General features: G+C 62.6%; 22 protein-coding genes. 19 read left to right on the plus strand and 3 right to left on the minus strand.

The window, feature by feature from the left end:
* The first annotated feature begins 97 nt into the window (after nucleotides 1-97).
* The 14 genes from truA (at nucleotide 98) to AC52Q4_RS02995 (ending at nucleotide 15362) form a co-directional block, all read left to right on the plus strand.
* The gene (gene truA / locus AC52Q4_RS02930; protein WP_495535307.1) at nucleotides 98-877 is read left to right on the plus strand and encodes a tRNA pseudouridine(38-40) synthase TruA; all 780 of its coding nucleotides are present in this window, start codon (nucleotides 98-100) and stop codon (nucleotides 875-877) included.
* A gap of 75 nt (nucleotides 878-952) precedes the next feature.
* Nucleotides 953-1588, plus strand: coding sequence for a phosphoribosylanthranilate isomerase (locus tag AC52Q4_RS02935; protein WP_495535308.1), 636 nt, complete (start codon nucleotides 953-955; stop codon nucleotides 1586-1588).
* Complete coding sequence (gene trpB, locus AC52Q4_RS02940; protein WP_495535337.1) at nucleotides 1578-2795, plus strand: tryptophan synthase subunit beta; 1218 nt, start codon at nucleotides 1578-1580, stop codon at nucleotides 2793-2795. Before AC52Q4_RS02935 ends, trpB begins: the two co-directional genes overlap by 11 nt.
* Complete coding sequence (gene trpA, locus AC52Q4_RS02945) at nucleotides 2792-3613, plus strand: tryptophan synthase subunit alpha (protein WP_495535309.1); 822 nt, start codon at nucleotides 2792-2794, stop codon at nucleotides 3611-3613. Before trpB ends, trpA begins: the two co-directional genes overlap by 4 nt.
* A gap of 37 nt (nucleotides 3614-3650) precedes the next feature.
* Nucleotides 3651-4544 carry an acetyl-CoA carboxylase, carboxyltransferase subunit beta gene (gene accD / locus AC52Q4_RS02950; protein ID WP_495535338.1) on the plus strand — a complete coding sequence of 298 codons (894 nt, stop codon included), beginning with the start codon at nucleotides 3651-3653 and terminating at the stop codon, nucleotides 4542-4544.
* Nucleotides 4545-4549: 5 nt separating this feature from the next.
* Nucleotides 4550-5872 carry a bifunctional tetrahydrofolate synthase/dihydrofolate synthase gene (gene folC / locus AC52Q4_RS02955; RefSeq protein ID WP_495535310.1) on the plus strand — a complete coding sequence of 441 codons (1323 nt, stop codon included), beginning with the start codon at nucleotides 4550-4552 and terminating at the stop codon, nucleotides 5870-5872.
* Nucleotides 5873-5910: 38 nt separating this feature from the next.
* Nucleotides 5911-6498 (plus strand): SPOR domain-containing protein, encoded by a 588-nt coding sequence (locus AC52Q4_RS02960; protein WP_495535311.1) that lies wholly within the window; start codon nucleotides 5911-5913, stop codon nucleotides 6496-6498.
* A 67-nt stretch (nucleotides 6499-6565) separates the two neighbouring features.
* Nucleotides 6566-7132: a CvpA family protein gene (locus AC52Q4_RS02965; protein WP_495535312.1), complete on the plus strand. Its 567-nt coding sequence runs from the start codon at nucleotides 6566-6568 to the stop codon at nucleotides 7130-7132.
* 63 nt (nucleotides 7133-7195) lie between these two features.
* Nucleotides 7196-8716, plus strand: a complete 1521-nt coding sequence (purF, locus tag AC52Q4_RS02970; RefSeq protein ID WP_495535313.1) for an amidophosphoribosyltransferase — start codon at nucleotides 7196-7198, stop codon at nucleotides 8714-8716.
* A 194-nt stretch (nucleotides 8717-8910) separates the two neighbouring features.
* Entirely contained in the window at nucleotides 8911-10110 is a 1200-nt protein-coding gene (locus AC52Q4_RS02975) for an O-succinylhomoserine sulfhydrylase (RefSeq protein ID WP_495535314.1), read from the plus strand.
* On the plus strand, nucleotides 10107-11333 hold the full coding sequence (locus AC52Q4_RS02980) for a glycerate kinase type-2 family protein (protein WP_495535315.1): 1227 nt from the start codon (nucleotides 10107-10109) through the stop codon (nucleotides 11331-11333). The genes AC52Q4_RS02975 and AC52Q4_RS02980 overlap by 4 nt, the downstream gene beginning before the upstream one ends.
* Nucleotides 11334-11527: 194 nt before the next feature.
* On the plus strand, nucleotides 11528-11803 hold the full coding sequence (locus tag AC52Q4_RS02985) for an Lrp/AsnC family transcriptional regulator (protein WP_495535316.1): 276 nt from the start codon (nucleotides 11528-11530) through the stop codon (nucleotides 11801-11803).
* A 347-nt stretch (nucleotides 11804-12150) separates the two neighbouring features.
* Nucleotides 12151-15000, plus strand: coding sequence for a DUF349 domain-containing protein (locus tag AC52Q4_RS02990; RefSeq protein WP_495535317.1), 2850 nt, complete (start codon nucleotides 12151-12153; stop codon nucleotides 14998-15000).
* Nucleotides 15001-15065: 65 nt separating this feature from the next.
* The gene (locus AC52Q4_RS02995; RefSeq protein ID WP_495535318.1) at nucleotides 15066-15362 is read left to right on the plus strand and encodes an RnfH family protein; all 297 of its coding nucleotides are present in this window, start codon (nucleotides 15066-15068) and stop codon (nucleotides 15360-15362) included.
* Nucleotides 15363-15399: 37 nt separating this feature from the next.
* On the opposite strand, the gene AC52Q4_RS03000 is transcribed toward AC52Q4_RS02995, so the two are convergent.
* Entirely contained in the window at nucleotides 15400-15777 is a 378-nt protein-coding gene (locus AC52Q4_RS03000) for an outer membrane protein assembly factor BamE (RefSeq protein ID WP_495535319.1), read from the minus strand.
* Between the two features lie 79 nt (nucleotides 15778-15856).
* On the opposite strand from AC52Q4_RS03000, the gene fur reads away from it, so the two are divergent.
* Nucleotides 15857-16273, plus strand: a complete 417-nt coding sequence (gene fur, locus AC52Q4_RS03005) for a ferric iron uptake transcriptional regulator (protein WP_495535320.1) — start codon at nucleotides 15857-15859, stop codon at nucleotides 16271-16273.
* Nucleotides 16274-16401: 128 nt separating this feature from the next.
* On the opposite strand, the gene recN is transcribed toward fur, so the two are convergent.
* Together recN and AC52Q4_RS03015 are read right to left on the minus strand one after the other, a co-directional pair.
* Nucleotides 16402-18066 (minus strand): DNA repair protein RecN, encoded by a 1665-nt coding sequence (recN, locus tag AC52Q4_RS03010; RefSeq protein WP_495535321.1) that lies wholly within the window; start codon nucleotides 18064-18066, stop codon nucleotides 16402-16404.
* A 37-nt stretch (nucleotides 18067-18103) separates the two neighbouring features.
* Nucleotides 18104-18985 (minus strand): NAD(+) kinase, encoded by an 882-nt coding sequence (locus AC52Q4_RS03015; RefSeq protein WP_495535322.1) that lies wholly within the window; start codon nucleotides 18983-18985, stop codon nucleotides 18104-18106.
* A 267-nt stretch (nucleotides 18986-19252) separates the two neighbouring features.
* On the opposite strand from AC52Q4_RS03015, the gene hrcA reads away from it, so the two are divergent.
* The 4 genes from hrcA (at nucleotide 19253) to dnaJ (ending at nucleotide 24383) form a co-directional block, all read left to right on the plus strand.
* Nucleotides 19253-20314, plus strand: coding sequence for a heat-inducible transcriptional repressor HrcA (gene hrcA / locus AC52Q4_RS03020; RefSeq protein ID WP_495535323.1), 1062 nt, complete (start codon nucleotides 19253-19255; stop codon nucleotides 20312-20314).
* A gap of 87 nt (nucleotides 20315-20401) precedes the next feature.
* Nucleotides 20402-21022 (plus strand): nucleotide exchange factor GrpE, encoded by a 621-nt coding sequence (gene grpE / locus AC52Q4_RS03025; protein WP_495535324.1) that lies wholly within the window; start codon nucleotides 20402-20404, stop codon nucleotides 21020-21022.
* Nucleotides 21023-21111: 89 nt separating this feature from the next.
* Nucleotides 21112-23046, plus strand: coding sequence for a molecular chaperone DnaK (dnaK, locus tag AC52Q4_RS03030; protein WP_495535325.1), 1935 nt, complete (start codon nucleotides 21112-21114; stop codon nucleotides 23044-23046).
* A 197-nt stretch (nucleotides 23047-23243) separates the two neighbouring features.
* The gene (dnaJ, locus tag AC52Q4_RS03035; RefSeq protein ID WP_495535326.1) at nucleotides 23244-24383 is read left to right on the plus strand and encodes a molecular chaperone DnaJ; all 1140 of its coding nucleotides are present in this window, start codon (nucleotides 23244-23246) and stop codon (nucleotides 24381-24383) included.
* Nucleotides 24384-24631 lie beyond the last annotated feature (248 nt).

A 24631-nucleotide genomic window follows, 5' to 3' on the forward strand; every position in this document is an offset into this window, starting at 1 on the left:
CGGCAGACCCTTGCCAATCACTCTTCAAGCGCTTCTCAAATTTCCCTATTCGATGCATTCTGCGCGGGCAAACGCTGCCACCGAGCGTTCCAGTCCTATGCGTATTGCGCTTGGCATCGAATATGACGGTACCGGATTCAGCGGCTGGCAGCGCCAGTCGCATCGCCCGTCCGTGCAGGCAATCCTCGAGGCGGCGCTTTCGCGGGTTGCCGATCATCCTGTCGTCATCACCTGTGCGGGTCGCACCGACGCGGGAGTACACGCCACCCACCAGGTCATTCATTTCGATACTGTGGCGCGGCGCCCATGGCGGGCTTGGGTCCGTGGCGTCAATTCCAATTTGCCACACGATATTCGGGTAACCTGGATGCGCGCCGTCTCGCCGGAGTTTCATTCCCGTTTTGCCGCGCTCGCCCGGACTTATCGTTATGTGATCTTGTCCCGACCGGTGCCCTCGGCGCTGCATCGGCACCGGGTTGCATGGACTTACCGTCCGCTTCAGCTCTCGGCAATGCGCGCCGCGGCGCAACATCTTCTCGGCGAGCATGATTTCTCCTCCTTTCGTGCCCTTGCCTGCCAGGCACGCCATCCCGTGCGTACCGTGCATTGCCTGGACATTACCCGTAGTGGTGATTACTTCTATGTGGATGTGACGGCGAATGCGTTTCTGCACCACATGGTGCGCAACATTGCGGGGGTTTTGCTTACCATCGGCACCGAGGCACAGCCGCCCCGCTGGTCGTGGGAAATCCTGCAGGCCCGGGACCGCAGGGCCGGGGGTGTTACCGCGCCCGCAGCGGGGCTCTACCTGGTGGCGGTGCGCTACCCCCAACGGTTCACGATCCCCGAGCGCGGTGAATTACCGATTTTTGCGTGACTCTCACCGGCGGAGTACCATTGTGCATTTTCCCGTATCATGGCATTTCGGTGTAATCCACACGGGACCGTTCGGTTGCGTACACGCGTAAAAATCTGCGGCCTGACCCAGCCGGATGCCGCCGTTGCGGCCGCTGAGCTGGGCGTGGACGCCGTTGGGCTGGTCTTCTACGAACACAGTCCACGGCGCCTGTCGCCGGATCATGCCCGGACGATTGTCGCGGCCCTGCCACCGTTCGTTAGCGTGGTCGGCCTCTTCCTTGATGCGCCGGCAGCAACAGTGGAGCAGATTCTCGCCGCCGTGGCGCTGGATGTTCTGCAATTCCACGGCACCGAAGAGCATGCCTATTGCATGAGCTTTCGCCGGCCCTACATCAAGGCGGTGCCCATGGGGGCGGGCGTGGATGCGATATCTTATGCACGTGCCTACCCCGATGCGGCCGGCTTTCTGTTCGATAGCAACCGGCTCGGCCAAGCCGGAGGCAGTGGTCGGACCTTCGATTGGCAGCGGGTGCCGCAGGATTTGGGACGACCGATCGTGCTGGCGGGAGGACTGAATGTCGGCAACGTCGCGGCGGCAATCACGGCGACGTGTCCTTGGGCGGTGGATGTCAGCAGCGGGGTGGAGAGCACGCCGGGAATCAAGGATCCCGCGCTTATGAGCGCATTTTGCAGAGAGGTTGCGCGTGTCCAAGGTGGCTATGTCGAATAACGAGCCGATCGATTACCGCGAATACCCGGACGCCGGTGGCCATTTCGGTCACTACGGTGGTCGGTTCGTTCCTGAGCTTCTGATCGCCCCCCTCGAAGAGCTGACGCAGGCGTATGTCCGCTCGCGGGAGGATCCGCAGTTCCTGGCGGAGCTCGATGCGGACCTTGCGCACTACGTGGGACGCCCCAGCCCGCTTTACTGCGCTCAGCGATGGTCGGAGCGACTCGGCGGGGCGCGTATCTACCTCAAGCGCGAAGACCTCAATCACACCGGCTCCCACAAGATCAACAATACGATGGGGCAAGCGCTGCTCGCCGCGCGCATGGGCAAGAGGCGTATCGTCGCCGAGACCGGGGCCGGCCAACACGGCGTCGCGACGGCCACGGTGGCGGCCCGGCTGGGCTTGGAATGTGTGATTTACATGGGGGCGGCGGATGTGCAGCGCCAGTCCGTCAATGTCTATCGGATGCGCTTGCTGGGTGCCGAGGTCGTTGCCGTGGAGGCCGGCACCCGCACGCTCAAGGATGCTCTCAACGAGGCCTTCCGGGATTGGGCCGCGAACGTCGACGACACTTTCTATGTCATCGGTACGGTGGCAGGCCCGCATCCCTATCCGCTGATGGTGCGGGACTTTCAGGCGGTCATCGGCCGTGAGACGCGGGCACAGATACTCGAGCGTGAAGGCCGCCTGCCCGATGCGTTAGTCGCTTGTGTCGGGGGCGGCTCCAACGCCATGGGGCTTTTCCATCCGTTCGTCGACGATGCCGCCGTCGAGCTCTACGGTGTGGAGGCTGGCGGCGAGGGACTCGACACGGGTCGCCATGCAGCGCCGCTCGCCACCGGGCGCCCTGGGGTGTTGCACGGCAACAGGACCTATCTGATGGAAAGCGCAGACGGGCAGATTCTGGGGACCCATTCCATCTCGGCCGGTTTGGACTATCCCGGCGTCGGGCCGGAACATGCGTGGTTCAAGGACATCGGCCGGGCCGAATACGTCACGGCCACGGATCAAGAAGCGATCACCGCGTTTCATGCGCTCACCCGGGCGGAAGGGATCATGCCCGCGCTGGAGAGCGCGCATGCGCTCGCTTACGCCGAACGCCTCGCCCGCGCCATGACGCCCGATGGCGTCATCGTGGTGAATTTGTCCGGCCGAGGCGATAAGGACATCAATACCGTGGCCGCTTTAGAAGGTATGGAGCTATGAGTCGCATCGAGCGCCGTTTTGCCGCTTGCCGCGAGCGCGGCCGCAAGGCGCTGATTCCGTATATCACCGGTGGGGATCCCCGGCCTGCCGCGACGGTGCCGGTGCTGCATGCGCTCGTAGAGGCCGGCGCTGACATTGTCGAAATCGGAATTCCGTTCTCCGATCCGATGGCTGACGGCCGAGTCATTCAGGCCGCCTGTGAACGCGCGCTGCGACACGGGGTCACCATACGGCACATCCTGGAGATGGTCCGCGAGTTCCGCGCCGACGACCCTCACACGCCGCTTGTGCTGATGGGCTATCTCAATCCCATCGAGCAGATGGGCTATGAGATTTTCGCGCGGGAGGCCGCTGAGGCGGGGGTCGACGGGGTGCTGTGCGTGGACGTGCCGCCCGAGGAAAGCCGGGTCTTGCTGGATGCGCTACACGACAACCAGTTGGATCCCATCTGGCTGCTCGCGCCAACCACTCCGGTGGAGCGTATTCGACGTATCTGCGAGATCGCGCGCGGATTCATATATTACGTGTCGCTCAAGGGTGTCACCGGCGCGGAGAGCCTGAATGTCGGCGATGTCGCGGCTCATGTGGCCGGAATACGCATGGCCACCCACCTGCCGGTCGGGGTGGGGTTCGGGGTTCGCGATGCGGCGGCTGCGGCTAGCATCGCCGCTGTCGCCGATGCCGTAGTGGTTGGCAGCGCCCTCGTGGCGCGAATCGAGGCCCATCAAAATGCTCCGCAAGCCATGGTTGAAGGCGTGCGGGAGCTGATCGGCGACATGCGCCGGGCGATGGACGAGCTGGCGACCCAATCGGCCTGAGACTTGGAGCGACGGGATTATGAGCGATGGGCTAAGTATGAGCTGGTTCCAGAAGCTGATGCCCTCCCGAATCCGTACGGAGGCCAACAATCGCCGTAACCGTAATGTCCCTGAGGGCATCTGGACCAAATGCAGCGCCTGCAACAGCGCACTCTACCGACCGGAGTTGGAGCGCAGCCTCGAGGTTTGCCCGAAGTGCGGGCATCATATGCGCATCGGGGCGCGCCGGCGCCTGGAACTGTTTTTGGACGAAGGCGCGCGCCACGAACTGGCCGAGAACGTCCAGCCCGTGGACGCACTGCGCTTTCGTGACAGCAGAAAGTACAAGGAACGCTTGACTCAGGCTCAGAAGGCAACCGGCGAAAACGATGCCTTGGTCGTTATGCAGGGAGGGATCGGGGGCATCCCCGTGGTGGCCGCCGCCTTCGAATTCCGCTTCATGGGTGGCTCGATGGGCTCGGTGGTGGGCGAGAAGTTCGTTCGTGCTGTCGATGCCAGCTTGCGGGAACGAATTCCGCTGATCTGTTTCTCGGCGAGTGGCGGGGCGCGGATGCAGGAGGCGTTGCTCTCGCTCATGCAGATGGCGAAGACGGCTGCCGCCCTGGGCCGCTTGTCCGATGCGGGCCTGCCTTTCATCTCTGTTCTAGCGGATCCCACGATGGGCGGGGTATCGGCCAGTCTGGCCATGCTCGGTGACGTCAACGTAGCCGAACCGGGTGCCCTGATCGGTTTTGCCGGCCCACGAGTAATCGAGCAGACCGTACGCGAGACGTTGCCGGATGGCTTCCAACGCAGTGAGTTCCTGCTGCAGCACGGCGCCATCGATCTGATCGTTGACCGCCGTGAGATGCGTCAGCGCCTGGCGAAGCTGCTGGCCATCATGACGCACAGGCCGTCGCCAAACAGCAAACACCTGACCCCTGCCACCTGAATTGCATGCGCTTCTCCAGCCTGCGAGATTGGCTACGCTGGCAGGAAAGCCTTCACCCGCGGAGGATCGATCTCGGTTTGGAGCGGGTGGCCGTCGTTGCCGGACGCTTGGGGGTCGATCGTAGTGCTGCCCGCGTCATCACCGTCGGTGGCACCAATGGCAAAGGGTCCACCGTCGCGTATTTGGAGGCGATGCTGCGTGCCTGCGGTTATCACCCGGGCGCCTATACCTCGCCGCATCTGCAGCGCTACAACGAGCGCGTGCGCATCGATGGCCGAGAAGCCAGCGATGAGGCGCTCGTCGCCGCCTTCGCGGCGGTAGAGCAGGCGCGGTTGGATATCCCCCTGACCTATTTCGAATTCGGCACCCTCGCGGCGCTATTGCTGTTTCGCCAAGCAGGTTGCGATATCTGGGTACTGGAAGTTGGAATGGGCGGGCGCCTAGACGCCGTCAACATCCTGGCCGCGGACGTCGCCGTGCTGACCAACGTGGAGCTCGATCATACCGATTGGCTCGGCGCCGACCGTGATAGTATCGGGCGAGAGAAGGCTGGCATCATGCGCCCGGGACGTCCGGTGATCCTCGGCTCGTCGGCCATGCCGGCATCGATTACGACGCATGCGGCCCGCCTCGGTTGCGTTGCGCGGGAGCTTGGAGCGGTTTTCGACTTTGGCGCGGATGGGCCTATAGGTCGCTGGTGGTGGCGGGGTCGCGATGCGGCGGTATTCGGCTTGCCACCGCTGGGTGCGACGGGCCATCACCAGCGGGCAAACGCCGCCCTCGCGATGGCTGCCCTGGAGGCCCTTGGTGAGCCGACTTGGCGACTGGCATGCGCGGCTCGCCACGCCCTGCCTCGGGTTCGGCCGGTGGGGCGACAGCAGTGGATCGCGGGGCCACCGGATTGGCTGCTGGATGTTGCACACAACGCTGCTGCGGCCGCTCAATTAGCTTCGCTGCTGCATGCGAGACGGAAGACGGGGCGCGTGCATTGCGTTTTCGGGCTCTTGCGGCGCAAGGATCTCGATGGCGTAGTCACCCCGATGCTGCGGGTGGTGGATCGCTGGTATCTCCTCCGGCTGGCGGACAGTGAGGCCCTGCCGGCGGGCACGGTAGCGGACTATCTGCAGGCGCGTGAGACTCCGGTCGCTGGAATCGGACCGGCTCGTGAGATGGTCAGCGCGGTGGACGGCGAGGCCGGCGCGGCTGACTGCATCGTCGCATTCGGTTCCTTTCGGGTCGTTGCGGAGGTCCTCCCGGAGCTGCGCATGCTGGGCCGTCTCGCAGAGAAAGCAAACAAGCATCTTTGCGGCCCGAGCCGGGGCCGGTAACAATCAGTTTATGTTCCGGCGCCTCAGGGAGAAGGAACATGGAGCAGCGGGTCAAACAGCGACTGATCGGTGCGGTGATTCTGGTCGCCTTGGCGGTCATTTTCATCCCCATGCTCTTGAAGGGGCCGGCAGAGGGCGATCGAGCGGGTATTCCAGTTGAGGTCCCGGCGCCGCCCCGGGTGAAAGCGGTACCCGACATCCCCCAAGCCGATGCGCTCGATGCGCACTCTTCCGCCCAGCAGCCGGCCGACCTTCGCGCACCGGATCCGGTAGCGAGCGAAAAATCCGCCTCGGGGCCTCGCTCAACCTCGCCACCGGTTGAAGAACGCGGATCGTCTGCCACGGCTTCGGAACCCGCGGCTCCGCCCCGGGCCGCGGTTGCCGAGGCGTCGACATCGGCTTGGGCTGTGCAGATCGGCAGCTTTCGGGATCGGGAAAACGCCAGCGCCTTGCGTCGAGAGTTGCGCGGGAGCGGTTTCAGCACTTACATCGAGCAGACCCGATATCGCAATAGGCCGCTATATCGGGTGCGTGTCGGGCCGGTCGTCGGCCGCGGCAAAGCCGAGCAACTGGCGGCCCGGTTGCATGAGGAACGTGGCATAAAGGGGTTGGTGGTGGGAAAATAACATCACTCTCATGGGCCCTCAGCGCCCCAAGATCCAGACCCGAGGGGTCGCTTGCAGCGGCGGCAGCATGAACTGGTTGGATTACGTCTTCATTGGTATTATCTGCGCCTCCGTGGCCGTCAGCCTGGTGCGGGGATTCGTTCGTGAGGTGTTATCCATCGTCGTTTGGCTCGCCGCAGTGTGGCTCAGTTTGCGTTTCGCCCGCCAGCTCGCGCCCTACCTGCATGACTACATGAGCTCGCCGACGCTGCGTTTGGTCGTTGCCTTTGCCGGTCTTTTCGTGGCGGTTTTGCTGTTGGGCGCGCTTGTCAATTATCTTGCGGGCACGCTGGTAGGAAAAACGGGACTCGGCGGGACGGATCGCCTCCTCGGAATGGTGTTCGGTGGCCTTCGCGGCGTGCTGATCGTCGGGCTGCTGGTTCTGATGGCGGGGCTGACCAGCATTCCGCGGGAGCGTTGGTGGCAGGATTCTTTGCTTGCGGGTCAGCTTCGTCCGTGGGTCTGTTCCATGGGTGTGGGGCAATGGCTGCACGGGTTGCGCCTTTATGCTCCCGTCGCCGTCAGGGACGAGCCGGTCATGGGCACCCCATTACCGGAGTACTGGCGGGAGTTTTGCCGTCCGGCCGAGCCGTGAGCAGCGCCGATATCGTCGCTGCTATCGTGGCGTAAATTTTACCGATACGGGTGACCAGGTGACATGTGCGGTGTAATCGGCATGGTGGCCCGAGGCCCTGTTAATCAGGAGATCTACGACGGGCTCACGGTGCTACAGCATAGAGGGCAGGATGCCGCCGGCATCATGACCTCGGACAATGGGCGGCTGTATCTGCGCAAGAGCAGCGGACTGGTGCGGGACGTATTCCGCGCTCAGGACATGCTGCAGCTGCGGGGCAACGTGGGTATCGGCCATGTGCGCTATCCTACGGCCGGCTGCTCCACTCTGGCGGAGGCACAGCCGTTCTACGTGAACTCGCCTTACGGCATCAGTCTTGCTCACAACGGCAATCTGACCAATGCCGAGGAGATTAAACGCGAGCTCTACCTCGAAGATCTACGGCACATCAACACGAATTCGGACTCGGAAGTGCTGCTCAACGTCTTCGCCCATGAGCTGGGCGAGATGCGAAAACTGAGAATTGACGAGAACGACATCTTTACGGCCGTTGCCGGTATCCATCAACGCGTATTCGGCGGCTATGCGGCCGTCGCCATGATCAGCGGGTACGGCGTGCTCGGTTTTCGGGATCCCCACGGTATCCGCCCGTTGTGCTTCGGTAAGCGCGAGACCGAACACGGCAACGAGTATATGATTGCCTCGGAGAGCGTTGCTCTGGACGTGCTCGGTTTTCAGTTGGTGCGTGACGTGGCACCCGGGGAGGCGGTGCTCATCGATCTCGACGGGCGCCTGTACACGAGGCAATGTGCCGCTAAAGCCGTGCTGACGCCCTGCATCTTCGAATTCGTCTATTTGGCGCGTCCCGACTCCATGATCGACGACGTATCGGTATACAAATCGCGGCTCAGGATGGGACGGATGCTTGCCCGCAAGATTGCGCGGGACTGGGCGAACCACGATATCGACGTCGTCATCCCCATCCCCGACACCAGTCGCACGGTAGCCTTGGATCTTGCCAACGAACTAGGCGTGGTGTATCGGGAGGGGTTCATCAAGAACCGGTATATCGGTCGCACGTTCATTATGCCGGGCCAGACCCAGCGCCAATACTCGGTGCGCCAGAAGCTCAACGCCATCGAGTTGGAATTCCGCAACAAGAACGTGTTGCTGGTCGACGACTCGGTTGTTCGTGGCACCACTTCGCGGCAGATCGTGCAAATGGCGCGTGACGTGGGAGCGAATAAAGTGTATTTCGCCTCCGCGGCACCGCCGGTGCGCTATCCCAATGTCTATGGCATCGACATGCCGGCAGCCAAGGAATTGATCGCTTACGGGCGCACGGAACCGGAAATCTGTCGGGCGATCGGCGCAGACTACATCGTCTATCAGGAATTGTCCGATCTCATCGAAGCGGTGCGCGGGGGGAACGAAAAGATCGAGCGCTTCGACTGCTCCTGTTTCAGCGGTGAATACGTTACCGGAGACGTCACCTCCGACTATCTTCGCGCGCTGGAGGATCTGCGCTCCGAGGAAGCCAAGCGGCGCTTCGAGCACAGCGAGGACGCAATGAGCTTCTGCGGGGATATCAATACGGCGATTTGACAGTCCCGCCAGCAGGATGGAAGATAATTTTCGGCGCTGGTTTGACGCTCAGCTTGCGGGCGCCCTAGAAACACGGCTAAAGCGAGATCGGCCCGCCGTAGATAGGCCAATGGCGGGCTTCGCGTTTCCGAGCTTCCTTTCTCGCCGCGCCCTGCCTGCTAGGATGCACTCCGTCGCCAGTGCGAGGTGGAGCTATGACCGACATCGACTTTGAGGAATTCGGAATCGCGACGCAGGCTCTGCGGGGAGGGCAGAGGCGAACGAACGAGCAGGAACATTCCGAGCCGATCTTTCTCACGTCCAGTTTCACTTTTGGTAGCGCGGCCGAAGCCGCTGCCAAATTCTCCGAGCAGCAGCCGGGCAACATCTACTCGCGCTTCAGCAATCCGACGGTGCGGGCCTTCCAGGAGCGCTTGGCGATTATGGAAGGAGGGCAGGCCTGCGTGGCTACGGCATCCGGTATGTCGGCCATTCTGGCAACCTGCATGGCGCTGCTCAACGCCGGGGACCATATCGTTTCTTCCATTGGTATCTTCGGCACATCGGTTTCGCTGTTCAACAACCATCTCAGCCGTTTTGGGGTGCAGACGGATTTTGTTTCGCTCACCGAGCTGGAGGCTTGGGAGTCGGCGATACGCCCCGAGACGCGGCTCCTGTTCTTGGAAACGCCGTCCAATCCACTGACCGAGGTCGCCGATATTGCCCGATTGGCCGAGCTGGCACACGCCAACGATGCCATCCTGGTGGTGGATAATTGTTTCTGCACCCCCGTGCTGCAGCGCCCGCTGGCGTTGGGTGCCGATATCGTTATCCATTCGGCCACCAAGTATCTCGATGGCCAAGGGCGTTGCGTGGGCGGTGCCATCATCGGCAATGCCGAGCAGGTAGGTAAGCAGGTATTGGGATTTCTGCGTACCGCGGGCCCGGCATTGAGCCCGTTCAATGCCTGGGTATTTCTCAAGGGGCTCGAAACGCTGCCGTTACGCATGCGTGCCCATTGCGAGAACGCGCTGGCACTTGCGCGCTGGCTCGAGCAGCAGCCGGGGGTCGCCCGCGTCTACTATCCGGGTCTGCCAGTACATGCGCAGCATGCGCTCGCGGCGCGGCAGCAAAACGGTTTCGGCGGCATCGTCTCCTTTGAGGTCGAGGGGGGGCGCGAGGCCGCCTGGCGGGTGATTGACAATACCCGGCTGCTGTCCATTACCGCCAATCTGGGCGATGCGCGCACCACGATTACCCATCCGGCGAGCACCACTCACGGTCGAATCCCACCCGAGCAGCGGGAGGCCGCCGGCATCGGTGAAGGGTTGATCCGCCTTTCGGTCGGCCTGGAGGACCTCGCAGACCTTTACGCCGATCTCGGCCGTGGGCTGGCGGCGGCGAGCAACGGATGAAACCGGCCGAGACGCTGTTGGCGATTTATGATGCCGGGCTCGAGGCGGTACGCGGCGAGCAGTGCGTCAGCGGCTGGCTGCGTCGCTACCCATGCAGCGATGGCACTCACGTCGTTGCGATCGGCAAGGCCGCTGCGGCGATGGTTCGTGGCGCCTTGGAGGTCTGCGACCGCGAAATCGTACGCGTCTTGTTGATCACGCGTTCGGGTTATGGCGATCCGGCATTGCCCAGCGATTCGCGGCTCGAGCAGCTGGAGGGCGCTCACCCCGTGCCTGACGCGCGCAGTCTGGCGGCGGGGGACCGGCTGCTCCGGTTTCTGGATTCCACTCCACCGCACGCCCCATTGCTGGTGATGCTCTCGGGCGGAGCTTCCAGCCTAGTGGAACTTCTTCCCGACGGTGTCCGCCCGGAGCGGCTGGCCGAGCTCAACCGGCAACTCCTGGCGAGCGGATGCGGGATCCATGAGATCAACCGGATCCGTAAAACCATCTCGCGCATCAAAGGCGGGCGGTTGGCGCGCTGGGTCGCGGGGCGGCCGACAACGGTGCTGCTTATCTCGGACGTGCCCGACGACGATCCGAGTGTCATTGGATCGGGGCCATTGAGCCCGGACTCCCAGGCGGGCACGAGCGGGGAAATGCCGCCTGCGCTGCGCCGGCTCTGTCCGCCGGCCGAGCCGGCTCCGCGGGCGAGCGAGACTGTGTTCCGGTCGATCCGCTCGGTGGTGATCGCCAGCACTCGGCAAGCACGGGCAGCGGCGATGAATGCGGCCAAGGCGCAGAGCCTGCCAGTATGCAATCACGAGGAATTCATCGGCGGGGACGCGGCGGCGAGCGGGCGGCGCCTCGCCGAAGCGCTCGTATACCTCGGCCCGGGGGTGCATATATGGGGCGCCGAGCCGACGGTGCGCTTGCCCGAAAACCCCGGGCGTGGCGGACGGATGCAGACGCTGGCGCTCGCGGCGGCGACGGCGCTTGCCGGACGCGATGACGTTTGGCTGCTTGCGGTCGGTACCGATGGTGCCGACGGTTCCAGCGAGGATGCGGGCGCGTTGATCGACGGGCAGACCGTCATGCGGGGCTCGCTGGCAGGCGAGGATGTCAACCGCGCCTTATTGGATGCCGATGCCGGGCGGTTTCTTGCCAGTAGCGGTGATCTCGTTCGTACCGGCCCGACTGGCACCAACGTGATGGATTTAATCATCGCTTTGCGCGCGGCCTGAGTATCGCGTAGCGAACCCCGGCTTGGTGCTCGCCCGCGGCGAAACATCGGTGTTGCACAGCTCGTTGGAGCGCGCCTCCCGATCGACGAGTCCGGTCCCTTGCCGCGCTGAGCGTGGTCGCGAACGGAGCCGAGCGGCGACTAGGCTACACTCATGTGGGGATGGACAGCACAGCATACCGAGGAGGCGAGCTCATGGTAACCGCGATTGTCCTGCTCAACGCCGCGCGCGGTCGCGTCAACGAGATTGCCGGATTGCTGGCGGATATCGACGGTGTCACGGAGGTCTATTCGGTCGGCGGGCGCTACGATCTGGTCGTGATCATCCGCGTGCCGGCCAACGAAGCGCTCGCGGATTTGGTTACCGAGCAGTTGCAGAATATTGACGGCATCGAATCGACCGAGACGCTGATTGCCTTTCGGGCGCATTCCCGCCACGACTTGGAGAGCATGTTCTCGATTGGCCTTTGATCCTTAGATCGCGCTGGTATGCGATGGCGGCGCCCTGCGGCGGGCGGGGAAGCCGCTTACCCGCGGGACGAGCGAATACATGAGCTCGCGGGAAAAGCTCCGAGCGCTTCGGTTAGCCTCCTTTTTCGTGCGCGGGATCCGCAGCGAAATCAAGCGGTGGCGCTGCGCGAACGGCTCGAGGAGTGGCCTGGGACGGGCGCAGCGTTTTTTGCCTGACCGATGAATCTAACTTGCGGCGTGGCGCGTGGTGAGCGGGCCTGCGCTCCTCCCGAACCCATGTCGGCTTCGCCGCGCACCGGAGCTCTGTTCGTGAGCGTTCCGGCAGTGCACAATCGATTCGTTCATGCTTGCCGATCAGCAACGGGCGGCGGCAGCAAGCACTGGGCAGCACTCGGCGGCGCACGCTGCAAGATTCGTTTCGTCAACGTTTCAGCCGGGAACCGATCTACATGTGGTTTGAGCGATTCCGCCGGCCTCGCTGGCAGCACCGAAATCCCAAAATCCGCCAAGAAGCCGTTGCAAGTCTCGCCAGCGCCGATGCCGATGGCTATGCCACGCTGAGTACGCTCGCGGTAAGCGACCCGGCACCCGCCGTGCGGAAATCGGCTGTGAAACGGCTGATCGAGCTGGACACGCTTCGCGAGCGCGCTGAGGAGGACACGGACGCCGGGGTGCGGGAGGCGGCACGCATACGCTATAGCCAGTTGTTGGCTCAGGGCTGTGACACGCTTGACTTGGCGAGCCGACTGGCGGCCCTGCATGCGTGTCGGGATGCTGGCACATTAGCGCGAGTGGCACGTCAGGGGCGTGAGGAGGCCATCCGAGTGGCTGCCTTGGAGCGACTTGACGATCCGCGCGTGATGGAGGACATCATCAAGGGTGATGCCGTCGCGCGCGTTCGCCGGCTGGCGGTTGAGCGCATCCACGATGCGGCCGTCTTGGAGCGTATCGCGCACCAGCAGCGGCGAACCGACCGCAAGCTTGCCCGCCGGGCCCGGGAGCGACTTGATGACCTAAGTCGCCGGCGTGCCGAAGCACAGGCGGCCGCGCGCGAGCGCGAAGCGGTGATCGCGGCATTGCGGGCGCTTGCAGAATCCCCAAACAGTTATGCTGCGCACGCGGAGCGTCAGCGCCTGCTCAATCGCTGGCACGCGCACGGCGAGCCTTCGGCGGGTGAGCAGCAACGGTTAGCGGACGTTCTTGCCATGCTGGATACGCTCCCCCCGGCTACGTCCGATGACGAGCTGCAGACGTTGCCCGAAGCGCACGTAGAGGGCGATGCTCGCGAACAGGAGCAGGCGCCGAAACTCGAGACCGTGCTCGACGAGATATTCGCAGCGCCTGAGCCCTCCCCCGAGGCCGTCGCCAAGGTTCAGGATCTGCTTTCGCCGGGAGGTAACGACTCAGTTGCCGAGCCGAGCGAAGCGTCCGCACGAGCGCGGGCGTGGCTGGATGCCGCTCAGCGCTACTTGGAAGGGCGTGCCTCGTTACAAGCCGCGCTGGCAGCGGGCGGCGCTGCGGTGGATGTGGGGGCCCTGCGCGTGCTTGAGCAACGCATTGTTTGGCCGCCCGATTATCCCGTCCCTCCCTTGCTGCAGGAGGCGAGATGGCTGATCGCGGCGAACGAGGAGGTCGGACACAGCCGCGCGCAGGAGGAACACGCCGAGCAAGTTGAGAGGCTGCAACGCCAGCTCGCCGAGCTCGAGACGGCGTTGGGCGAAGGGCGCCTTCGGCCTGCCAACCGTCTGTTACAGCGCGCTGAAAAGCTTGCTCAGAACATCGCCGGCAGGTTTCCAGCGCATCTCGAACGTCGTCTACGGCATGCGACGGGGCGAGTGGCGGAGCTGCGAGACTGGCGGCGCTTCGCCGCGCAGCCCAAACAGGAAGCCTTATGCCGTGCCATGGAGGCGCTTGTCGAGTCCCAGGAACTTCCACCGGCGGAGCGCGCCCGGCGCGTGCATGAGCTGCAGTCCGAGTGGAAGGCCACAGGCGGGTCGGAGTCGACCCAATCGCGCGCGCTTTGGGAGCGTTTCAGGGGCGCGGCCGATCAGGCGTTCGAGCCGTGCCGGCAGTGGTTCGAAGCCGAGGCTCAGCGTCGCGAGGCCAATCTACTGGAGCGCGGGCGTATTTGTCGCCAGCTGGCCGAGTTCGTCGAACAGGCCGAATGGGAGACGATCGACGTCACGGTGCTGGAGCAGATCCGTCATAGGGCTCGGGAGGAGTGGAGGCACTTCGGGCCCGTTGAGCGGCAGCATCTCGGAGCGCTTCGCCAGGAATTCGAGGCCCTAATGGAAACCTTGACTGAACACATCGAGGCGAAACGCGCGGCTTATCGTGAGCGCAAAGCGAAACTGGTGGAGCAGGCCCGTGCTCTGCTCGAGCAGGATGACGCTGAAGCCGCGGCGGAACGGGCGAAACGTCTGCAGCAGGATTGGAAGGCGCAGAGCCAGGCTCGGCCGGCGGCCGATCGGGCGCTGTGGAAAGCGTTCCGTGCCGCTTGCGATGAGATATTCGCCAAACGCGATGCCCAGCGCGAGTCCCGCCGCTCGCAAGCGGATCAATCGTTGACGGAAGGTGCGGAGATCTGTGCTCGCTTAGAGGCGTTGGTGGAGTCACGCGAGGTGACCGAACTGAATGTTTTGCGCCGAGAGGCGAGTCAATTAGAATCCGCCTTCCGTTCGTTGCACCTCCCCCAGGGTCGGGAGGCTCGGGCAATGCAGGCGCGCTTCGACGGGCTTGAGGATGCCTTGGCCGAGCGTGTGCAACGGCTTGAATCGAACGCGATGCGGCGCGAACTCGCCGAGGTCAAACGTCTCGCCGAGCTAACCCGGCAGTGGGAGGAAGGTTCGGCCGGACCGATTGCAACGTCCGACGACATGGAGCTTCCCAAGTGGCTTCTCGAACCGCTGCAACGTCGCTGGGCGGCCGTGCAGCGGGGCGAGCCCCGAGGCGTTGATTCGCAAGCGTCACGGCGGATTTGTGTGCGCCTGGAAATTCTCGCCGGTATCGATTCGCCACCGGCAGATGAAACGCTGCGCCTTGAGCTTCAGGTCAAACGCCTCGCCGAGGGCTTGGGCAGCGGCAAAGAGCGCTCGCCGCGCCGGGAAGCGCAACGGTTGGTGGCGCAGTGGTACGGCTTGCCCGGAGAGGACGCGCTACAGGGGCGAGTGGATGCGGCGCTGCAACGTCTTTTCTAAAATACCATTTCAGCGGCGCGCGTGGCGTGAGCGCCATTGGAATCAGAGCGGGAAGAGGGGTATCGATGGTATCGGTGAGCCAGCCGAGCGAGCTCATTAGCGTGGAGGTTGCGTACGCGAGCGCTGAGGTGCAGGTGATCGTGCCCTTGCGGGTGCACCCGCCGATCACGGTGGAAGAGGCGGTCCACCGTTCGGGAATACTGGAGCGCTTTGCCGAAATCGATTTGACGCGCCAGAGAGTTGGAATCTTCAGCCGGCCGGTTGCGCTGACGCGGCGCTTGAGTGACAAGGATCGCGTGGAGATCTACCGCCCTTTGCTTGCCGATCCTAAAGAGCTGCGTCGCCGGCGTGCTGCTCGTTGAGGCGGGAAACGGCCGTCACCGCGATGATAGGCGGGATTCATCTTCCGAATGGGGGGCGCCGCAAGGGGCTGTCAGGCGGTATTGCGTAGCCTTGGGCGGCCTGCAGGTGGTCGGCGGCATCGAAAAACAGCGTCAACCGGTGTTGCACGCTCGCCTCACCGTCTCGCGGGTCGTTCATGTAGGCGTAATCCCAGCGATTATTATGGAATGGATCCTGAATAGTGGGTGTACCGAGCAGAAATCGGACCTGTTGCGGGGTCATGCCGGGGCGCAGCTGTTTTACCTTCTCCTCCTCGAGCACTGTGCCTTGCTCCATGTCCGGGCGGTAGAGAAAGGGCAACTGTGAGGTGGAGCATCCCAAAAGGAACAAAAAAGTGATGTATAATAATGCTACTAACGTAAGTGCCGTGCGCATCGGCGTCGCTCCTTCGCTCCAACCGCGAAGCGCATGATAGCGCAGCTGGCGAATGTTGCCTACGAGCCCGGGAGGCGTTTTGGAATCCAAAGACCTCAGAAAAGCCGGTCTTAAGGTTACGCTACCGCGGACTAAGATACTTGAGATCCTGGACCGAAATCGGCATCAACATATGTCCGCCGAGGATGTCTATCGCTGCCTCTTGGAGGCCGGTGAGGATATCGGACTCGCCACCGTCTATCGCGTGCTGACACAGTTCGAGTCGGCGGGCCTCGTTCAGCGCCACAACTTCGAAGGCAATCAGGGAGTCTTCGAGCTCAACGAAGGCGGCCACCACGATCATATGGTATGCATCGAATGCGGTGGAATCGAAGAGTTCATGGATTCGATCATCGAGGATCGTCAGGAATTGATCGCCCATGATCACGGCTTCGACTTGACCGCCCATTCAATGATTCTATACGGGCGTTGCCGTAAATGCCGCGGCAAGCGCTGAGCGCTCCGCTGATCGGGTTTGGGCATGGCACTGGCGAGGCGCTCCCAATGATGTGCGGCGGTTAGGCTTCACCGGGAATTGGCCGGTTGGCGACGACGGCGCAGTGATTCGTGATCGCGGGGTGGTTTTCAATTGACCCGTCTCAACATCTCGCGAGCGTGGTTGACGGTGTTCTCCGTGATTTCCAGACCTCCGAGCATGCGGGCGATTTCCTGAGTTCGGTCTCCCTCGTCGAGACGCTCGACCGCGGTTCGCACGCGGCCGTTGCTCGTTTGCTTGCGAACACCGAGTTGTTGATGCGCCTGCGCTGCGACCTGCGGCAAATGGGTAACGCAGAGCACTTGGTGGTGGGTGCCTAGTTGGCGAAGCTTGCGGCCGACCACCTCGGCGATGCCGCCGCCGATGCCGGCGTCGGCTTCATCGAATATGAGCGTCGGGATCCGGGTCGTACGTGCGGTGGCGACCTCCAGCGCGAGCCCGATCCGGGAAATCTCGCCGCCCGAGGCGATTTTGTTGATTGGGCCGAAGGGGCGGTCAGGTCCGGTCCGCACCGCGAAGCACACCTTATCCCCGCCATGGTCGCTGATCGGGTTGGCGGCTGGGCTGATCTCGATTTTCAGCTCGCCATCCGGCATGCCGAGCTCGTGGATCAAGGAGGTTACGCGCTCCTGCAGGACGGAAGCCGCCTGGCCGCGGGCCTCGCTGAGCTCGGCGGCTGCGCTGCGATAGTCTTCCTCGCTGCGGGCCAAACGGTTGGCTAGCTCAGTGAGCCGCTCGCCCCTGCGGTCCTGTTCGTCAAGCTTGTCGCGCAACGTTTGCAGATGCTCGTGCAGCTGCTCCGGGCGTACCCGATGCTTACGGGCGAGGTCGGTGATCAGCCCCAGACGTTCCTCGACCTGTTGTAGCCTGCGCGGATCCACGTCGAGGCCTGCGGCGAAATGACGCAAGCTCTCGCAACCTTCGCTGATGTGCACAAGTGCGTCGTTGAACAGCTCGTGGGCCGCAGCAATGGCCGGATCCAGGTCGGTTCGACCCGCGAGCTGACGAATGCTTGCACCGAGCACGCTCTGCACCGCCTGTTCGTCTTCATACAGCGCGGTAATAACCGATTGGCACGTGGCGATGATCCCCTCGGCGGAGGCCAGCCGGCGGTGCTCGAGGTTCAGCTCGTCGAGCTCATCGGCACGCAAGTTGAGCGCGGCCAATTCGTCCACTTGATAGCGCAGCAGATCGATTTGATCGTCACTGTGTTCCTGGCCGTGTTGCAGGCGCTGTACCTCCCGGCGTAAGCGCCGATGCGCTTGATAGCACTCGCCGACTCGGGTAAGGACACTGACGTGGCCGCCGAACGCGTCCAGGATGTCACGCTGGGTATCACGCCGGCGCAAGGCCTGGTGGGCATGCTGACCGTGGATTCCGATGAGCTGATTACCCAGTGCACCGAGCTGTTGGAGCGGCACCGGACAACCGTTGATGTAGCTCTGAGAACGGCCGTTGCGCTGCAGCACCCGGCGCAGTATGCACTCGTCTTCGGCGTCGAGCTGGCGCTGGCGAAGCCACTCGCGTGCAGGCCCGGCGTCGTTCAGATCGAAGGTGACATGAATCTCCGCGCGCTCGGCGTGTACAGGCAGAGCGGAGCTATCGGCACGGTCACCGAGACAAGTCCCCAAGGCATCGAGCAGAATCGATTTCCCGGCGCCCGTCTCACCGGTGAGAGCCGTCATGCCCGGCTCGAAGGTGATCTCGACGCTGTCGACGATTGCGAAGTTTCGTATGTGGATTCGCCGCATCATGGGGCTGTGTCCTCAGTGCGATGGCCGCCGCCACGTATCAGCTGACGTGCGTTTCCCCCCAGCGCAGCTTGGCCCGAAGAATTCCGAAATAGCGGTAATGCGGCGGATGGATCAGGTGAACCTTGCGGGTGTATTTACGCAGTAGAATACGCCCGCCATTGACCAGGCCCAGATCCTGCTGGCCGTCGCAGCTGACCCGGATCTGCGTCAAAAAGCTTGGGTGCACGGCAATCTCGACCGTACTCTCGGCGCTGATGACCAACGGGCGATTGCTCAAGGTATGCGGGCAGATCGGTACCAGCGCGATCGCGTCGAGACTCGGATGCATGATCGGCCCGCCTCCCGACATGGCGTAGGCGGTGGAGCCGGTGGGAGTGGCCACGATCAGCCCGTCGGAATGATGCCGATTGGTGAGCTCGCCATCGATGAACGTCTCGAAGTCGATCATCCGCGCGGTATTCCATTTGTGCAGCACGACGTCGTTCAGAGCGATGCCGCGACTGAGAACTTCACCGCCGCGGTGAATTTCCGCAGCAAGCAGCATCCGGTCATCGGCAATGAACTCTCCGGCGAGCACGGCGTCGATTTCGTCGAGGTGGCCGGGGGATACATCCACGAGAAAGCCCATGCGACCGCGATTGATACCTAGGATCGGCACTTCATGATCGGCGAGCAGGCGCGCGGCATGTAGAAGGGTCCCGTCACCGCCGACGACAATGAGCAGATCGGCCTGTTGTGCTAGCGTCTCGCGCCCGCATCGCAGCCAGTCGTCGTCGGCGCGTTCCTGCGGCGCGCTCTCGGCGTCGAGCACGACGGGGTGGCCGAGGCGCCGCAGATGGCGAGCAATGCGCACGATAGTGTCCGCGACCTCGGGGTCGTTGGTTTTGCCTATGATGCCGATCGTGTGAAAATGTCGCATTGTCGCGCTATTCCTCGTCGTTCGCCGCCAAGTTATCATGTTGGCCGTAACCGGCCAATTGCGGTGGCCCCATGCGCCTTGCGCAGCGCGGCGGCGAGCGCGTGTGCCGGCGTTATATGCTCCGAATGCTTTATTGACACGGTTGGGGGTGACTGTTAGCGTGCCTTTAGCACTCTCAAGCAGCGAGTGCTAATCAACCCATCCAATCGCACGGGACGTCGAACGGCCTGCGCATGAGTCGGTAAGTTTTATCGTCGACAGCTTTTTATGAGAAGGAAGGTTGCCGATCCGATTCTCGAGGAACGCGCTCAGCAGCTCCTGAAGGTGTTGGTCCAGCGCTATATCCGCGAGGGTCAGCCGACGGGGTCGCGCACCCTGACGCGCGAGTCGGGATTGAACATAAGCCCCGCTACGGTTCGCAACATCATGGCGGATCTGGAAGAGGCGGGCTACGTCAAGGCACCGCATACGTCAGCGGGAAGGGTGCCGACCGATCTTGGTTACCGGTTCTTCGTCGACAGCCTGCTTACCGTGAACCCGCTGCAGAGCTGGGAGATTGAACAGCTGCGCATTCATCTCGACCGTGGCAGTAACGCCGATGCATTGATCGATTCGGCGTCCAATCTGCTCTCGGGGCTCACACAATTGGCCGGTGTCGTGACCATACCGCGTCGCCATTCGGGCTCGGTCCGCCAGCTGGGCTTTCTGCCTCTGTCGGAGCGACGCGTATTGGCGATTCTGGTGGTCAACGAGCAAGAAGTGCAAAACCGCGTTTTGCAGACGGATCGGGATTACAGTGGCGCCGAGCTTGAACGGATCGCCAATTACCTCAACGCGGAGTTCGTCGGCAAGGACATCGAACAGATTCGTGCGGCGCTCATCGATGCCATGAACAAGGATCGCAAAGAGATGACCGAGCTGATGAGCCTGGCCATCGAGGTAGCTCGGCGTCTTTTCACCCGGCCCGAAGATGAAGATGAAGATGACGATTACGTGCTGGCGGGCGAGACCAATCTTATGACGTTCGCCGAGCTTTCCGACATAGAGAAGCTCAAGCAGCTATTCGAGGCTTTCAATCAGAAACGGGATATCATTCATCTGCTCGACCGCTGCCTGACAGCGGAGGGCGTGCAGCTTTTCATTGGTCAGGAATCGGGCTATGAAGTGTTCGACGGCGTGAGCCTGATTACCTCACGCTACCAAACCGACGACGAGGTGCTGGGCGTACTCGGTGTCATTGGACCGACCCGAATACCCTACGGGCGCATTATCCCAATCGTCGATGTGACCGCGAAGCTGCTCGGACACGCCTTGAATCCACATCACTGAGCCCCAAATCATGGATTGCATTCGCTCTACTCAGAGCGAAGGCTAATTATTGCCGGTGTTTGCAATACCGTCTGATCGGAGAGAACGATGGCGGAAGAGGAACGCAACGAAGCTCAGCGCGGCGATGAGTCGTCCGCGCAGGCACAAGGTGAATCGGATGCGCAGGGGAATGAGTCGCTCGAGCGACTTCAGGAGGTCGTCGAGCGTCTGAGCGCCGAGTGCGAGTCGGCGCGCTCCGAGGCCGAGGAGAATCGGAACCAATTCCTGCGTGCCCGTGCGGAGCTGGAGAACCAGCACCGCCGCTTGCAAAGGGATGTGGAGCAGGCTCATCGATACGCATTCGAAAAATTTGCGAGCGAGATCCTGGGGGTGAGAGACAGCCTGGAAATGGGCACGAGCGCCGCACAGGAAGCGCACGTCGACGTGACTAAATTGCGGGAGGGCGCAGAGCTCACTCTCAAGATGTTGAATCAGGTGATGGAGAAGTTCGACATCCACGAGATCAACCCGCAGGGCGAGCGCTTCGACCCCGAGAAACATGAGGCGATGGCCGCTCAGGAATCAGCCGAGCACGATCCGAATACAGTCATTCACGTGGTGCAAAAAGGTTATCTGTTGAGCGATCGGCTGCTGCGCCCCGCGTTGGTGATCGTTTCCAAACCCGATAACCACCGCCCCTCTGGTGGCGAGATCGATGAGCAGGCTTGAAATACCGGTGCCTGGCCGCATTTAACCAAGCAGATCTTGATAGCACTTGAACGCCAAAGGTGACGAGGTGAGAGAGGGAGCACAAGCTTATGGGTAAGATCATCGGCATAGACCTGGGCACTACGAATTCCTGCGTGGCTGTGATGGAAGGGGGAAAGGCCCGGGTTATCGAAAACGCCGAGGGCGATCGTACGACGCCGTCCGTGGTGGCCTTCACCGCGGACGGCGAGGTTTTGACCGGCGCTCCGGCCAAGCGGCAGGCGGTTACCAATCCGGAGAACACGGTCTATGCCGTCAAGCGTTTGATCGGCCGGCGCTACGACGAAGAAGTCGTGCAGCGCGATGTACGGGAGATGCCGTACAAGATCGTTCGGGCCGACAACGGGGATGCTTGGGTGGAGGTGCACGGCAAGAAGATGGCTTCGCCGGAAATCTCCGCTCGAACGTTGATAAAGATGAAGAAGACCGCCGAGGATTATTTGGGCGAGGAGGTGACCGAGGCGGTGATCACCGTGCCCGCCTACTTCAATGATTCCCAGCGCCAGGCGACCAAGGACGCCGGTCGCATTGCCGGTCTCGAGGTCAAGCGAATCATTAACGAGCCTACGGCGGCGGCGCTGGCTTACGGGTTGGACAAGCGGGGCGGGGATCGCAAGGTCGCGGTGTTCGATCTGGGCGGCGGCACGTTCGATATCTCCATTATCGAAATTGCCGAAGTCGAGGGCGAGCATCAGTTCGAAGTGCTCTCGACCCACGGCGATACGTTTCTCGGTGGCGAGGATTTCGATCGCGCGATCATCGGCTATCTGATTGCCGAGTTCAAGAAGGACCAGGGGATGGATCTCTCCGGTGATCGCCTGGCGATGCAGCGTCTGAAGGAAGCGGCGGAGAAAGCCAAGATCGAGCTGTCATCCGCGCAGCAAACGGAGATCAACCTACCTTATATCACCGCGGATCGCGCCGGTCCGAAGCACTTAAACCTGAAGTTGACCCGGGACAAGCTCGAGGCGCTGGTCGAGGATATCCTCAAGCGCACGATCGAGCCGTGCAAAGTCGCCCTGAAAGATGCCGAGCTATCCGCTTCGGAAGTTGACGAGGTGATACTCGTCGGGGGCCAGACGCGGATGCCGAAGGTGCAGGAACTGGTCAAAGAGATTTTCGGCAAGGACCCGCGCAAGGACGTCAACCCGGACGAGGCAGTGGCGATCGGGGCGGCCGTTCAGGCCGGTGTGCTCGGTGGCGACGTCAAGGATGTGTTGCTGCTGGACGTTACGCCGCTCTCGCTCGGTATCGAGACGCTTGGCGGCGTGATGACCAAGTTGATCGAGAAGAACACCACCATACCGACCAAGGCGAATCAGGTGTTCTCAACGGCGGAGGACAACCAGACGGCGGTCACCGTGCACGTGCTGCAGGGCGAGCGGGAAATGGCGAAATACAACAAATCGCTAGGCCGATTCGACTTGCAGGACATTCCTCCGGCGCCGCGCGGCGTGCCGCAGATCGAGGTCACTTTCGATATCGATGCCAACGGCATACTTCATGTCTCGGCGCGTGACAAGGCCACCGGCAAGCAGCAGTCCATTCAGATCAAGGCATCGAGCGGGCTGAAGGATGAAGAGATCGAGCGGATGGTTTCGGATGCCGAGGCGCATCGCGAGGAAGATCGCAAAGCCCGCGAGTTGGTCGACGCCCGTAACCAAGCGGACAATCTCGTTCATGCCACGCGCAAGTCGATGTGGGACCTCGGCGACAAGGTTTCCGAGTCCGAGAAAAAGGATGTGGAAGACGCGATCGCCGAGTTGGAAGAGGCGATGAAGGGCAGTGACAAGGACGCGATCGACACGAAGGTAGAGGCGTTGGCGGAGAAGTCCGGCAAGCTCGCCGAGCGCGCCTATCAGAGCAGCAGCGCGGAAGGAGCCGGCGGCAGCAGCGAAGGACAGCAAAGCAGCGGCTCGCGTGAGTCGGGGCAAGAAGACGTGGTCGACGCTGAATTCGAAGAAGTCAAAGATGACAAGAAGTGATCGCGGTGCCGCCCAACGGGGCGCTGTGACCCTGCGACGGGGCGGTGGGACGTGCGATTGAGCCCGGTGGGGGTGCCTTCCGACTTGGCAGACCAGCGGCGGGAGGCAATCCCCTGGGACGGCACGGCTCAAAATGATTATAATCCCCTTCCGATTCGGGAGGGAGAAGCCACGAGACGGGGTCGAGCTTTCAGCGAATGACGGAACGAGATTACTACGAAATTCTAGGGGTGGCGCCTAATGCTTCGGAGGCCGATCTGAAGCAGGCCTATCGTCGCATGGCGATGAAGTTCCACCCCGACCGCAATCCGGGCAACCAAGAGGCGGAGGTCCGCTTCAAGGAAGCCAAGGAGGCCTACGAGATCCTGAGCGACCCGCAGAAGCGGGCGGCTTACGATCAGTTCGGCCATGCCGGTGTCAATGCGAGCGCCGGTCGGGGTGGCTTTGGCGCCGGTGCCGGGGCAGGCAGCTTCGCCGACATTTTCTCGGATGTCTTTGGCGACATCTTCGGCGGTGGGCCGGCTCATGGTGCTCCGGGCGTGTTTCGGGGCGCCGATCTGCGCTACACGTTGGAGCTTTCGCTGGAAGAAGCGGTCGCCGGCACCGAGAAGGATTTCGACGTTCCGACCATGGTACCGTGCACGAGCTGCAGTGGCAGCGGCGCTGCTCAGGGCAGCAAGCCGCAACCGTGCACGACCTGTCAGGGACACGGCGAGGTCCGGCTGCAGCAAGGCTTTTTCGCGATTCGCCAGCCTTGCCCGCGTTGCCGGGGCAGCGGCACCATCATCGCCACCCCCTGCCAGCAGTGTAACGGCAATGGTCGTGTTCCGGAGCAGAAACGCCTATCGGTGAAGGTGCCCGCCGGGGTCGATACGGGCGATCGAATTCGCCTCGGGGGCGAGGGTGAACCCGGCGAGAATGGCGGCCCGCCAGGCGATCTCTATGTGCAGATTGCGGTGCGGGATCACCCGATTTTCAAGCGGGACGGCGCCCATCTTAGGTGCGAAATTCCAATCAGCATGCCTACGGCCGCGCTCGGCGGCGAGCTGGAAGTTCCGACTTTGGACGGCCGTGTCACGCTGCGGGTTCCCCCAGGGACCCAATCGGGCCGGATCTTTCGTATCCGCAGCAAAGGGGTTCAGCCGGTTCGCGGCGGTGCTACCGGGGACCTGCTCTGCCGAGTGAACGTCGAGACACCCGTCAATCTCACCGCGAAGCAGAAAGAGTTGCTCAATGAGCTGGCCTCGACATTGGAGGTCGGTGGCGACCGGCACAACCCGCAAAGCAATAGCTGGCTGGATTCTGTCAAGTCGTTTTTCGAGAACATGAAATTTTAACGCCGCGGCTGAATGCGGTGCCGGATCGAGGGACGATTGCGTTTGCAGCCGCTAATTCCTCCGCGCCGGTGATTTAACGCCATTCATTGCTTCGTATTCGGCCCAATCGGGCCGGTAATCCAGCCGGTGTGCGGGTGCATCTGTTGGGCAGGACTTCCCGTCAGGCAGGCATAGCGGTTCGCCGGGGACATGCGTATGTGCCATCAACCCGGTCAGGAGCCACCGGATTTGATCCGCAGTTCACTCGC

This window comes from Nitrococcus sp., assembly GCF_059432795.1.

Coding starts and splice junctions, on each gene's coding strand:
- AC52Q4_RS02965 (WP_495535312.1), top strand. CDS start 6,566: ATGAACTGGTTGGATTACGTCTTCATTGGTATTATCTGCGCCTCCGTG.
- trpA (WP_495535309.1), top strand. CDS start 2,792: ATGAGTCGCATCGAGCGCCGTTTTGCCGCTTGCCGCGAGCGCGGCCGC.
- hrcA (WP_495535323.1), top strand. CDS start 19,253: ATGAGAAGGAAGGTTGCCGATCCGATTCTCGAGGAACGCGCTCAGCAG.
- purF (WP_495535313.1), top strand. CDS start 7,196: ATGTGCGGTGTAATCGGCATGGTGGCCCGAGGCCCTGTTAATCAGGAG.
- accD (WP_495535338.1), top strand. CDS start 3,651: ATGAGCTGGTTCCAGAAGCTGATGCCCTCCCGAATCCGTACGGAGGCC.
- AC52Q4_RS02985 (WP_495535316.1), top strand. CDS start 11,528: ATGGTAACCGCGATTGTCCTGCTCAACGCCGCGCGCGGTCGCGTCAAC.
- truA (WP_495535307.1), top strand. CDS start 98: ATGCGTATTGCGCTTGGCATCGAATATGACGGTACCGGATTCAGCGGC.
- trpB (WP_495535337.1), top strand. CDS start 1,578: ATGTCGAATAACGAGCCGATCGATTACCGCGAATACCCGGACGCCGGT.
- AC52Q4_RS02960 (WP_495535311.1), top strand. CDS start 5,911: ATGGAGCAGCGGGTCAAACAGCGACTGATCGGTGCGGTGATTCTGGTC.
- AC52Q4_RS02975 (WP_495535314.1), top strand. CDS start 8,911: ATGACCGACATCGACTTTGAGGAATTCGGAATCGCGACGCAGGCTCTG.
- dnaJ (WP_495535326.1), top strand. CDS start 23,244: ATGACGGAACGAGATTACTACGAAATTCTAGGGGTGGCGCCTAATGCT.
- AC52Q4_RS03015 (WP_495535322.1), bottom strand. CDS start 18,985: ATGCGACATTTTCACACGATCGGCATCATAGGCAAAACCAACGACCCC.
- AC52Q4_RS03000 (WP_495535319.1), bottom strand. CDS start 15,777: ATGCGCACGGCACTTACGTTAGTAGCATTATTATACATCACTTTTTTG.
- AC52Q4_RS02995 (WP_495535318.1), top strand. CDS start 15,066: ATGGTATCGGTGAGCCAGCCGAGCGAGCTCATTAGCGTGGAGGTTGCG.
- grpE (WP_495535324.1), top strand. CDS start 20,402: ATGGCGGAAGAGGAACGCAACGAAGCTCAGCGCGGCGATGAGTCGTCC.
- dnaK (WP_495535325.1), top strand. CDS start 21,112: ATGGGTAAGATCATCGGCATAGACCTGGGCACTACGAATTCCTGCGTG.
- folC (WP_495535310.1), top strand. CDS start 4,550: ATGCGCTTCTCCAGCCTGCGAGATTGGCTACGCTGGCAGGAAAGCCTT.
- AC52Q4_RS02980 (WP_495535315.1), top strand. CDS start 10,107: ATGAAACCGGCCGAGACGCTGTTGGCGATTTATGATGCCGGGCTCGAG.
- recN (WP_495535321.1), bottom strand. CDS start 18,066: ATGATGCGGCGAATCCACATACGAAACTTCGCAATCGTCGACAGCGTC.